The 11,959-nt window shown below is 37.0% G+C and carries 9 protein-coding genes, 1 tRNA gene and 1 pseudogene; 2 read left to right on the top strand and 9 right to left on the bottom strand.

Annotation, left to right across the window (positions count from 1 at the left end; translation table 11 throughout):
- Nucleotides 1-159: 159 nt before the first annotated feature.
- The 3 genes from BN338_RS06210 to BN338_RS06205 form a co-directional block, all read right to left on the bottom strand.
- Entirely contained in the window at nucleotides 160-738 is a 579-nt protein-coding gene (locus tag BN338_RS06210; RefSeq protein WP_280109522.1) for a YbfB/YjiJ family MFS transporter, read from the bottom strand.
- A complete protein-coding gene (locus tag BN338_RS13515) occupies nucleotides 644-865 on the bottom strand; it encodes a YbfB/YjiJ family MFS transporter (RefSeq protein ID WP_280109521.1) in 222 nt (73 codons plus the stop codon). The genes BN338_RS06210 and BN338_RS13515 overlap by 95 nt, the downstream gene beginning before the upstream one ends.
- Nucleotides 866-1,421: 556 nt before the next feature.
- Nucleotides 1,422-1,498, bottom strand: a tRNA-Arg gene (locus tag BN338_RS06205).
- A gap of 271 nt (nucleotides 1,499-1,769) precedes the next feature.
- Between BN338_RS06205 and BN338_RS06200 the strand changes: the two are divergent.
- Both BN338_RS06200 and BN338_RS06195 read left to right on the top strand, forming a co-directional pair.
- A pseudogene (locus BN338_RS06200) lies at nucleotides 1,770-2,542 on the top strand (NAD kinase).
- Nucleotides 2,543-2,686: 144 nt separating this feature from the next.
- The gene (locus BN338_RS06195) at nucleotides 2,687-4,090 is read left to right on the top strand and encodes a DEAD/DEAH box helicase (protein ID WP_039760090.1); all 1,404 of its coding nucleotides are present in this window, start codon (nucleotides 2,687-2,689) and stop codon (nucleotides 4,088-4,090) included.
- 60 nt (nucleotides 4,091-4,150) lie between these two features.
- On the opposite strand, the gene gltX is transcribed toward BN338_RS06195, so the two are convergent.
- From gltX to rpiA, 6 genes are all read right to left on the bottom strand, one after another.
- Nucleotides 4,151-5,524 carry a glutamate--tRNA ligase gene (gene gltX / locus BN338_RS06190; protein WP_039760089.1) on the bottom strand — a complete coding sequence of 458 codons (1,374 nt, stop codon included), beginning with the start codon at nucleotides 5,522-5,524 and terminating at the stop codon, nucleotides 4,151-4,153.
- Between the two features lie 10 nt (nucleotides 5,525-5,534).
- Complete coding sequence (locus BN338_RS06185) at nucleotides 5,535-7,196, bottom strand: NAD+ synthase (protein WP_039760087.1); 1,662 nt, start codon at nucleotides 7,194-7,196, stop codon at nucleotides 5,535-5,537.
- A gap of 127 nt (nucleotides 7,197-7,323) precedes the next feature.
- A complete protein-coding gene (locus BN338_RS06180) occupies nucleotides 7,324-8,703 on the bottom strand; it encodes a class II 3-deoxy-7-phosphoheptulonate synthase (RefSeq protein WP_039760086.1) in 1,380 nt (459 codons plus the stop codon).
- A gap of 71 nt (nucleotides 8,704-8,774) precedes the next feature.
- The gene (gene gor / locus BN338_RS06175; protein WP_039760085.1) at nucleotides 8,775-10,166 is read right to left on the bottom strand and encodes a glutathione-disulfide reductase; all 1,392 of its coding nucleotides are present in this window, start codon (nucleotides 10,164-10,166) and stop codon (nucleotides 8,775-8,777) included.
- Nucleotides 10,167-10,372: 206 nt separating this feature from the next.
- On the bottom strand, nucleotides 10,373-10,951 hold the full coding sequence (locus BN338_RS06170) for a DUF2059 domain-containing protein (RefSeq protein WP_039760083.1): 579 nt from the start codon (nucleotides 10,949-10,951) through the stop codon (nucleotides 10,373-10,375).
- Nucleotides 10,952-11,047: 96 nt separating this feature from the next.
- Nucleotides 11,048-11,752, bottom strand: coding sequence for a ribose-5-phosphate isomerase RpiA (gene rpiA / locus BN338_RS06165; protein ID WP_039760081.1), 705 nt, complete (start codon nucleotides 11,750-11,752; stop codon nucleotides 11,048-11,050).
- Nucleotides 11,753-11,959 lie beyond the last annotated feature (207 nt).

The following is an 11,959-nucleotide window of genomic DNA, read 5'->3' as shown; positions in this document are numbered from 1 at the left end:
TACGGTGCGCGCAAACGCTTAGCTAACAGCATAACTAAAGAAGTCGTACCCATAAAGATAAATCCAAACCCTATGCAACTGAGAACAACCAGTACAGGAGACTGGCTAAATTAATGTCAGTCATACGCATCCTCCTTGAATAAGCAAATTGAGCATCAGTCAACGTAATACTCCCCATCGATTTTCTCCCCATAACCAAATAAAACAACTGAGAACTATGGCTATTTCAACAAACGACCATAAGTTATTAGTAAGCAGTTGAAAATTAAACGTTTTCGCCATAAAAGGAAGATATGTTACAACAATGATATAACCAAATCCTGCAAGTCCATAAAGCAGAACGAGTTCCCACCAAACAATATTTTCGTGTACCAATGGCTCATTAATAGAAAATTGAGACCTATCAACACGACGCGGAAATAAAATAAACAATAAGAACAACAAGATAATAGATATTAAACCAGCTCCAAACCAAATATTTTTCGCATCCAGTGATTTACTCAAACCGATAATAACATACTCTTTACCCAATAGAATACCAACTCCTACACCTACATAGGGCGAAGCAATAACCCGTAGATTGTGACTATGCTGCATAACCGTAATAAAACCAAAAATCATCATTTCTGCACTTGCAATACCATCAGCAAAGCTGATCAAGACAACCAAGTAAAAGTTTGTTGTTAACGTCACTGCAAAAATAAGCACACTCGTTACTATGGCTGCACCAAATAACACGTAGGGAGCACGGGATATATTCCCAACTCTGCAAAATGCAAAAAAACAGACTCCCAACTAAATAACCATCATAATTAGCGCTCGCTATATAAGAGAGTTGATTAAAGGTGAACCATCCTTCACCCACATAACTGAAAATATCGGTGTATAGAAAAGTCGTCCAATCCCTATCCCCAAAATCATAAGAACCATACCGAATACAGCTATTTAAAAATAATGCAAATCCTGATGATTATTTTCTCCTTCATTCCCTTTATTCCCTTCACCGATCATTTTTTCCTCATCTACATTTTACCTCATCATAGTAATAACTGAATCTCAGAGAATAAAAGAAAAGTCTAATCATTTATTTAAGAAACTAAATGGACATATTGAATGATTATTGTCAACATTACTGATTACTGGATTAGTTATAAAATAACATATTGAATTAAATGTGTTTTTATGTTATATATGCTTATAATTAAGTCTCAAGCATATTGAGATAGCCTTAATTTTTATCTCGATATTCAAAATGGTAACTGAGAAATTATAGATGCAGCCATAGGTTTTACTTCTCTTAAAATCATTTGCTTATTCGCTGTGAAACTTAATAAACACTTCAAACGGCTATTTTCATAAAAGAGGAATCTTTTTCTTTTTAGGTGATATTGTTATTTAGGATGATATCAAGTTGAGAAGTTTGGTGCACCCGACAGAATTCGAATCTGTGACCTCTGCCTTCGGAGGGCAGCGCTCTATCCAACTGAGCTACGGGTGCTTCAAATTGATTATTAAAATCAGTTGTGGTCTTTTAACTAATCATACTCTCAGCTTCAATGTTAAATTATCATTCTAGTAAAAAAAATTACTTATTTGTAAATTATATAACGACGCATAATCTTCTTTTTTACGATGATACTTTATCTTGAAATAACTTCTCCTTTTGTCTTCAATACCCCCTTTTATTATAAAAGGAGCTTTTATTACAACTTCAAAATTTTCAAAAAATAAGTTAAAAAATAAGTTATAATTATCAGGATAATTCTTAAATGACTAAATTACCAAGTCGCTTTCATTTTATTTCCGCAGAGACTAAGGAAGCTATCAAAGCTACGCATAAATTAATTTCCATTTATGGTCATTCTTCTCTGGAAGAAACTGATATTGTTGTTGCAATCGGTGGTGATGGAACAATGTTACAAACCGTACGAGATGTTATGAATACTGGAAAGCCTATTTATGGCATGAATCAAGGTTCTGTAGGATTTCTTATGAATGAATTTCATGAAAAAAATTACCCAATCGTATTGCTGTCGCTCATAAAAAAGAAATTCATCCCTTGCGCATGATTGCAAAAGCTGAATGTCAAGAATCTATCGAGGCACTTGCAATTAATGAAGTATCCCTTTTTCGACAATCTTATCAAGCAGCAAAAATTCGCATAACCATTGATAATAACGTACGCATGGAACAATTAAGTTGCGATGGCGTCCTTGTCGCGACACCAGCAGGATCAACCGCCTATAATTTATCAGCACAAGGACCTATTCTCCCCCTTATGGCCCCCCTTATGGCCCTTACTCCCGTTAGCCCTTTTCGCCCTAGACGTTGGCATGGTGCATTGCTACCCAATACAGTAACGGTACGTTTTGATATGCTTGAACCTGACAAACGCCCTGTCAATGCTGCTGCTGATAACGTTGAAGTTAAATCTGTCCATTCGGTGACTATTTCAATGGCAACAGAAGTAACAGTTTCAATCCTTTTTGACTCAAGTCATTCATGGGATGAGCGCATTTTATCAGAACAATTTCGCTATTAATGATTGTATTATGCGGTTTATATGTATATGATTGTTATAGTTGGCTTTTTTAAAAAGCATCTTAACACTCTTTAAGAGTGGAGAATATTTGTTGTACTTATCATTGAGATAGCGAAGTTAAAAGCACAGAGCAATTGATAAAAAATGATACCATCTTTGAATAGTTTTGATGATTTAGGTCTTTCCGAAAAGGTTATTAATGCAGTAAAGTCAGTGGGATATACAGTTCCAACACCTATTCAAAGTGAAACAATTCCTCATGTCCTTCAAAGAAAAGACGTCCTAGGAATCGCTCAAACAGGAACGGGTAAAACCGCCTCTTTCGTATTGCCTATGCTCACTCTCCTTGAAAAAGGTCGTGCAAGAGCACGAATGCCTCGTACGCTCATCTTAGAACCAACACGAGAAATCGCAGCTCAAGTTGAAGAAAATTTTGATAAATACGGAATAAATCATCGTTTAAATGTTGCTCTTTTAATTGGTGGGGTTTCTTTTGAACACCAAGATCGTAAACTTGAACGAGGAGCTGACGTTCTTATAGCAACACCAGGGCGCCTTCTTGATCATTTTGAGCGTGGTAAATTACTCCTGATGGGTGTTGAAATCCTTGTTATTGATGAAGCTGATCGTATGTTAGATATGGGCTTTATTCCTGATATTGAACGTATCTGTAAACTAACCCCTTTCACGCGTCAAACTTTGTTTTTTTCTGCAACAATGGCGCCAGAAATTACAAAGCTAACGAAACAATTTTTACATTTTCCTGTATCTGTTGAAGTTACAAAAGCATCCTCAACAGCGACCACAATTACACAACGGCTTGTTAAATCTGGAAATAAGTCATGGGATAAAAGAGCAGTTTTACGAGAGCTTATCCAAAATGAAGGTGCCGAGCTTCAAAATGCTATTATTTTCTGTAATCGAAAGAGAGATATCTCTGAACTTTTTAGTTCACTCGTCAAACATAACTTTAATGTAGGTGCACTTCATGGAGATATGGATCAATATTCACGCATGAATACCCTAGCCGATTTTAAAAATAATAAACTGACACTTCTGGTTGCTTCTGATGTTGCTGCCCGTGGACTCGATATCCCAGCGGTAAGTCATGTGTTTAATTATGATGTTCCTACACATGCTGAAGACTACATTCATCGAATTGGTCGTACAGGTCGTGCAAATCGTCGCGGAAAAGCTTTTACAATCGTCACAAAAGCTGATCAAAAATATATCAACGCCATTGAGGAAATGAGTAATGAAAAAATTGAATGGCTCAATGGAGATCTTTCGACTTTAATAATCGATGATCAAACAGAAAATACTGTTTTAAAGAAAAAATCTTCACAATCATCAAAGAAAACTGCTCCGAAGAAGCCTACTGCTCCCCCTAAAAGAACTGTAAAAGAGAATAAAATAGATTATATCAAAAACATGAAAGGCACAGAAAATCCATCTGAGCAACGATGCTTTCGAAAAAATAAGAATTACACACCCCTTGGATTTGGTGATGATATTCCTGCATTCATGCTTATAAAAACGCGTAAATAGACTCGTTCTTTACTTTCTGTAAGCATAAAATAAATAAAAGATGCCTTTAAAAAGTTTTTCTTATTTCTTAGAGAGTCTTTCTATTACCTTTTCGCGCCCTAAAAGCTGCAAAAGCTTTCCCATTTCAGGTCCATGATCCATGCCCGTAAGTGCTTGACGTAATGGCATAAATAAAGACTTTCCTTTCCGACCCGTTTTTTCTTTTAATGCGATCGTCCAAACTTGCCAACTTTCATCCTTCAAGACACCTTCAGGTAAGAAATTGAGTGACTGCTGCACGAATTCATGGTCCTCTACTGCCACTGTATCAAAACTCTTTTCATCGTGAATGATTTTCCACCACAAGACAGCATCGTTGACTTTATCAATATTGCTTCTTATCGCATTCCAGAAATACTCCGCTTTTTCTCCTTCAATAGAAAGATTGTTAAGACGTGTTTTAACGTCCTCATAATTTAATTCATGAACAAGATGACTATTCAAAGTACAAAGATCTGCAATATCAAATTTTGCAACTGATTTTGATGTATCTTGTAAATTAAAATGCTCTAAAAGCGCTGCTTGATGGGGATAGGGATGCACATTTTGTGATGTCCCGATCAAAACAGCAAGACACTGAACAGCTATAGATTCAAATCCTTCTTCTCGTAGAGAGCGAATAGAAAGATCATTATTACGTTTTGAAAATCCTTTTCCTAAAACTGTTGCCAATAAATTGGTATGACCAAAAACAGGTAATTCTGCATCGAGAGCTTTTAAAAGTGCAATCTGAACACCTGTATTTGTAATATGATCATCACCGCGAATAATATGTGTAACGGCCATATCTATATCATCCACAACAGACGGTAATGTATAAAGATAGGTGCCATCTTTACGAATAAGAACAGGATCTGAAAGAGAAGCCAAATCAATCGTCTGCTTTCCCTTTACGGCATCATTCCAGCAAACTTCTGTTCTCTTTGTTTGCAAAGGATCATTTTCAAAATTAGGAAGAAGAAAACGCCAATGGGGTTTACGACCTTGTGATTCAAAGTTTTGCTTGTCTTCTTCTGTCAACTTCAATGCTGTACGGTCATAAATAGGAGGCAATTTGCGTGAAAGCTGGATTTTACGACGCCGCTCTAATTCTTCCGTTGTCTCATAACAGGGATACAGAAGACCACGTTGTTTGAGAATTTCTGCTACTTCATCATATCGATTAAATCGCTTAGATTGATAATAAATTGCATCTGGTTGAATACCTAGCCATTCAAGGTCAACAGCAATAGCATCGATATATTCTTGTTTAGAACGTTCAACATCTGTATCATCATAGCGTAAAATAAATTCTCCTTTATGCGCTTGCGCATAAAGCCAATTGAAAAGGGCACTACGGATATTGCCAATATGAAGATAACCTGTTGGAGAAGGAGCAAAACGAACTTTAACCATAAAATAACACTCAACTTTTATCACGAAAATGGTTGACAATGGGATAACGACGATCGCGTCCGAAATTCTTGTAACTGATTTTTACACCAGGTGCAGACTGGCGCCTTTTATATTCGGCGGCATAAAGAAGCTGTTCAACTTTCTCAACAGTTTCCCATGAATATCCACGTTGAACAATATCACCAATACTCATGTCATTTTCTACAAGAGATTGTAGGATATCATCTAGAATAGGATAAGCCGGTAGAGAATCTTCATCTTTTTGATTTTCCCGTAGCTCTGCAGAAGGTGCTTTTTCTATAATATTGGATGGAATGACAATTCCTTTTGGTCCTTTCAAATTATGCAAGTGATTTTTATTGCGCCACTCAGCTAATGCATAAACTTGCATTTTATAAATATCTTTAAGAGGATTAAATCCGCCATTCATATCACCATATAATGTTGCATATCCTACAGCCATTTCTGATTTATTGCCTGTCGTTACCACCATTGAGCCGAATTTATTTGAAAGAGCCATTAAAAGTGTACCCCGTATACGACTTTGAAGATTTTCTTCTGTGACATCAGGAGACAACCCTAAAAAAACAGGTGCCATTGTATTTAAAAATGCTTCAACTGGTTGTGCAATCGGTATAATTTCATAGTGACATCCCAAAAGATCCGCACATTCTTTAGCATCCTTTAATGATTCATGCGAGGTATAATGATAGGGCATCATAACAGTGCGGACCCTCTCAGCACCAAGAGCATCCACCGCCATTGCCGCGCAAAGTGCTGAATCAATCCCTCCAGAAAGACCAAGAATAACATCCTTAAAGCCGTTTTTATTAACGTAATCTTTCAAACCCAAAACACAAGCTTGATAATCGGCGGCTAATCCATTGAGAAGACTTTCATTAACACCTGAAATACAGTCCCATCCTGTCGTTGTGCGTTGCCAATGGCTCAAAGCAATATGTTTTTCAAAATGTTTCATTTGAAACACCTTTTTACCTTGTCCATTCAAGGCAAAAGAGCCCCCATCAAAAACCAGCTCATCTTGACCTCCAACTTGATTAGCATAGATAATTGGCACTCCAGATTGTAGAGCCTGCGTATGAACAACGTTCATACGTTTTAATATTTTATTACGATAGTAGGGAGATCCATTAAGGACAAGAATAATTTCAGCGCCTTTATCTTTAAGCTCTGTACTAAGAGAGAAGTCATTCCATAGATCCTCACAAATAACTATTCCTAATTGAATTCCATGATAAACAATAGGCTTAGGACGTGGACCGGAAGAAAATAGACGCTTTTCATCAAACTCAGCATAATTAGGTAAATCAAATTTTAAGCTTTCAGCAATGACTCGCCCTTCATCAAGAAGCATGAGACCATTATAAATTTCGCCATTACGTCTTAATGGAAGACCGATGATGATTCCTGGTCCGCCTACAGTTATTTTTGCTAATTTTTTAACAGCCTCTTCACATGTTTTTGTAAAAGCAGGTTTTAGAACAAGATCTTCCGGTGGATAAGCACTTATAAAAAGCTCCGTGAATAAAACAAGGTCAGCCCCCTCTTCTTGAGCCTTTTGATGTGCCATGACAGCTAGAGAAAAATTTCCCTCAATATCACCGACAACAGGATTTAATTGGGCAACTGCTACCCGAAAATTATTTTTCATAAACCTTTGTATCACTTCATCAGTTTGGCAACGACAACTTTATTCTTTATCATTAAAAATATCACTTTTTTAAAAATTCTCTTCTGTCACAATGATCTAAAATAAAAAATATTGGGCGAATTTTGTTCTAACCACCAGCAGCGACTGCTAATGGATCAGTTGTACGATTTTTTTTAAGGAGTTCAGCAACAAGAAAAGCCAATTCTAGCGCTTGATCTGCATTTAATCGTGGATCACATTGTGTATGATAACGATCAGACAAATCATCTACAGAAATAGCATGCGCCCCACCCGTACATTCAGTGACATCACGACCTGTCATCTCAATATGAATGCCTCCTGGATACGTTCCCTCTCCACGATGCACTGCAAAAAAATTCTCTACTTCTTTTAAAACATATTCAAAGGGACGGGTCTTATAACCATTGGCAGTAATTGTATTGCCATGCATTGGATCACATGACCATATAACCTCACGCTTATCGCGCTCAACGGCACGGATGAGTTTAGGCAGATAACTTTCAACCTTATCATAACCAAAGCGCGTAATAAGAGTAAGCCGCCCTAGTTCGTTTTCAGGATTTAAAATATCAATTAATTTTAAAAGCTCATCAGGCTCAAGGGAAGGACCACACTTTAATCCTATAGGATTTTTAATGCCGCGGCAATATTCAACGTGAGCATGGTCAATCTGACGTGTACGATCACCAATCCATAACATATGGCCAGATGTTGCATACCAATTTCCTGAAGTTGAATCAATCCGCGTCAAAGCTTCTTCATAACCAAGCAAAAGTGCTTCATGACTGGTATAAAAAGATGTTTCACGCAATGAAGAATGTGTTTTGGATGTAATTCCTATAGAACGCATAAAATCAATTGCTTCAGAAATACGCTCTGCCAATAATTCATAACGTTCTCCCTGTGGACTATTAGAAACAAAACTCAACATCCATGTGTGAACATTTTCTAAATTAGCATAGCCACCTTGTGAAAAAGCACGCAATAGATTAAGTGTTGCCGCAGATTGGCGATAAGCCATAGACATCCGTTGCGGATCTGGAATACGAGAACCGGCTCTAAATTCAATACCATTAATAATGTCCCCCCGATAAACAGGAAATTCAACTCCTTCTTTGCTTTCAATATCAGAAGAGCGAGGCTTTGCAAATTGACCAGCAATACGACCAATTTTAACAACGGGTTTAGAACTACCAAAAGTTAGAACAATCGCCATTTGCAAAAAAACACGAAAAAAATCACGGATATTATCAGCTTCATGTTCTGCAAAGCTTTCGGCACAATCTCCACCTTGTAATAAAAAAGCTTGTCCTTTTGCAACAGCCGCTAATTCATTTTTTAAATCACGTGCCTCACCAGCAAAAACCAAAGGAGGATAGCTTCTCAGCTTTCGCTCAACATCTTCTAATATAGACTTATCCGGATAAGTCGGAACTTGTTTAATTGGCCTTTCTCTCCAAGAGTTAGGTGCCCATTCTTTTATCATTATTCTCTCTCTAAATATTAAGCTTACAGCTCGGCATACCAAAAACTTTTTACCACACTATGGGTTATTGTTTAATCTTCTATTTTCTTCCCATTTTCATATATATAACTTGGTTTATACATTGTTACCAATTCTTCTGCCATCGTTGGATGCACCGCCATCGTTTCATCAAAAATATCCTTCGTCAGCTTGCCCTTGAGAGATATTCCAATAAGTTGTGCCATCTCACCAGCATTTTCTCCTAAAATATGAGCCCCTACAACAATATGGCTTTCACCATCAACTATGAGCTTCATAAACATTTTCTCTGAACTACCGGAAAAAATATTACGCATAGGACGAAAAACTGTACGATAAATTTCAAGACGCCTATAGCGCTGTATCGCTTCTTCTTCTGAAAGACCTACAGTTCCAATCTCGGGCTGTGAAAAAACTGCTGTTGTAATTAAATCATAATCGGGCTTTGTGGGAATATTCTCAAATGCTGTCTTAACGAAACACATTGCATCATGTATCGCAACAGGTGTTAATTGAATATGACCCGTTACATCCCCTACAGCCCAAATATGAGAGATATTTGTTGTCATTTTCTCATCAACAACAACAGCCCCAAACTCATTAACTTCTATACCTGCTCTCTCAAGTCCTAAACCGGCGGTATTGGGCATCCGTCCCGTGGCTAACAGAACTTGGTCAGTGCTGATCGTTCGCCCATTTGATAAAACAACATCATACCAGTTTCCGGCAGCCTGCACTTTAGAAATTGTTACTCCATAGAGAATAGAAACCCCTTTTTCAATCATTGCATCGCTGAGCAATTGCCGCAAATCATGATCAAAATCACGGAGAATTAAATCACCACGATGAAGGAGTGTTGTTTTTACACCTAGCTCATGAAAAATATTAGCAAATTCAACACCAATATACCCTCCACCAACAATGACTATTGATTTTGGGAGTTCATCAAGATCAAAAATCTCATTAGAAGTTAGGCAAAAATCACCGCCTTCTATGGTCGTATTTGGTGCAACTTTTGCCCCTGTTGCAATCAAAATTTTTTCCGCCCTTACCCGCTCACCCGTAGCAGAAAGCTCTAATGTGTGATCATCGATAAAAGTAGCCCGACTTTCATAAATATGCACATTGTTATTTTCTAAACCCTGACGATACAGCCCTTCTAATCTTGATATTTCTTTATTTTTAGCCGCAACTAACTTTTCCCAACTAAAAATTGGATCCGCATATTTCCATCCAAAACCAACGCTTTTCTTAAATTCTTTTGCATATTGTGAAGCATAAACATAAAGCTTTTTGGGAACGCAACCACGAATAACACAGGTTCCTCCTATACGATATTCTTCTGCTATAGCGACACGCTTACCAAGCCCTCCAACAAGCCGCGCTGCACGCACCCCACCAGAACCACTTCCAATAACAAATAAATCAAAATCAAAAGAACCCACGAACTATTCCTTCTCATATATTTCAACAATAGGCTAAGGTCATTTATTATCAAATGAAAGTCTTTTTTCTTTTAAAGAAGCATTTTTCTATAAAGCAATAGTCTAAAAAGACAGACTCTTAATTAAAATATTAAAAACGGCGGGAAAACCGCCGCTATCAAAAAATCAGAATTGCTGATTGCTGTTATGATATCAATCAAATCAAGTTATTTTTTATTTTCTGAAGCTTCTAATTTATTTTCTGAAGCTTCTGATTTTGTAGGCATCGTAGAATTATCCAAATTAAGTGCTTCAGACATTTCCTTTTTCACATTTTCTACAAGATCTTGCATAAGAGCAGAACGCCATACATCAAATGCAGAATAGGAATCACGGGCAATATTGGGAACTTCTGTCAAAAACTTTTTACCCGTATCAGAATTATAAAATGCTGTGATTGCATCAAGCTCTTTTTGAGTAAAATATTTTGCATACACATGAGCAATCTCTTTCTCTAGATCAGAGCGCTTTTTAACTAAAGCAAGCGCGTGCTTATCAACAATATCAGAAATAGCTGTTGCCAAATTTGGATCATCACTGATCAGTTGATTTTTGAAATCATGGACTGCATTTGGTAAAAAACTATCAAATTGATCCGTTGCATGAATGGCCCTAATCGTCTTTCGGGCTGAATCTAAATGTTGATCACTCACACCCTGTGCATGAACCATTCCAATATTCACAAAAAAAACGGAAACTGCACCAAAATATATGAAAAAACGCTGAAAAGAAAATATTACTCTCATTGAATGATTACCCCAATCGCTAATTATAATTTAAATTCGTTACTCTACTCAAAATCTTTTTTATTGTGCTAACATATAACCATGTAAAAATCTTTTCTAAAAATTAAATGGTTCTAAAACTTTTATTTGACCATCCGCCATAGCGACAATTGCACGTGAAGCTACCCCCAAAAAAAGACCATGCTCAACAACGCCAGGAATGGCAAGAAGCGCATCCGATAATAATTTAGGCTGCAAAATGCATCCCCAAGATGCATCAAGAATAAAATGACCACCATCTGTTTTAAAAGGATTTTTTCCATTCATTCGCAATGCAATTTCTCCTGAAAGTCCTAAATCTTCAGCAACTTTTTCAATGGCTTTGCATGTTGTATGGACACCAAATGGATTCACTTCAATCGGTAGTGCAAAAGCACCAAGTCTTTTGACCATCTTTGTCTCATCAGCAATGACAAGCATTGCATGAGATGCCGATGCGACAATTTTTTCATACAACAATGCCCCCCCTCCCCCTTTAATGAGCATCATCTCAGGACCAATTTCATCTGCTCCGTCAATAACAAGATCCAATTCAGGTATTTGTTCTAAAGTGCTAACAGGCACTCCAAACTTTTGACAGAGTTGTTCAGAATATCGTGAAGTAGCAACACCTGTCACCCGCTGACCATTCGCAACACGCTCACCAAGAAGACGAATAAATTCATTAACGGTTGAACCAGATCCGATACCAAGCCGCATATCATTTTCAATAAATTCAAGCGCTTTAACAGCGGCCCTTTTTTTTAACTGCTGAACATCCATAAATGACTTTACCTTTTATCCGCAAACAATATTTATCACCACTCTTACCACCAATAAAAACGATAATAAAAGGCAGCCTCTTGACTTAAATCTACCTAAACTTAACCGTCATCTTTTTCTTGAAGAGATGTTACTCGTTATAAAAATATATGGTAAGAATAAAATAGAATAATCAACAATTATCTTTTTATTTTTTCGAGAAAATTT

The organism is Bartonella queenslandensis AUST/NH15, assembly GCF_000312585.1.
Taxonomy (GTDB): Bacteria; Pseudomonadota; Alphaproteobacteria; order Rhizobiales; family Rhizobiaceae; genus Bartonella; species Bartonella queenslandensis_A.
The sequence above is the reverse complement of the archived record's forward strand: the minus strand, read 5'-3'. Positions and strand labels throughout refer to the sequence as shown.

Bases quoted from the DNA above. Each gene is read 5' to 3' on its own strand.
- BN338_RS06195 (WP_039760090.1), top strand. From the start codon at position 2,687: ATGATACCATCTTTGAATAGTTTTGATGATTTAGGTCTTTCCGAAAAG.
- gltX (WP_039760089.1), bottom strand. From the start codon at position 5,524: ATGGTTAAAGTTCGTTTTGCTCCTTCTCCAACAGGTTATCTTCATATT.
- BN338_RS06185 (WP_039760087.1), bottom strand. From the start codon at position 7,196: ATGAAAAATAATTTTCGGGTAGCAGTTGCCCAATTAAATCCTGTTGTC.
- BN338_RS06180 (WP_039760086.1), bottom strand. From the start codon at position 8,703: ATGATAAAAGAATGGGCACCTAACTCTTGGAGAGAAAGGCCAATTAAA.
- BN338_RS06170 (WP_039760083.1), bottom strand. From the start codon at position 10,951: ATGAGAGTAATATTTTCTTTTCAGCGTTTTTTCATATATTTTGGTGCA.
- rpiA (WP_039760081.1), bottom strand. From the start codon at position 11,752: ATGGATGTTCAGCAGTTAAAAAAAAGGGCCGCTGTTAAAGCGCTTGAA.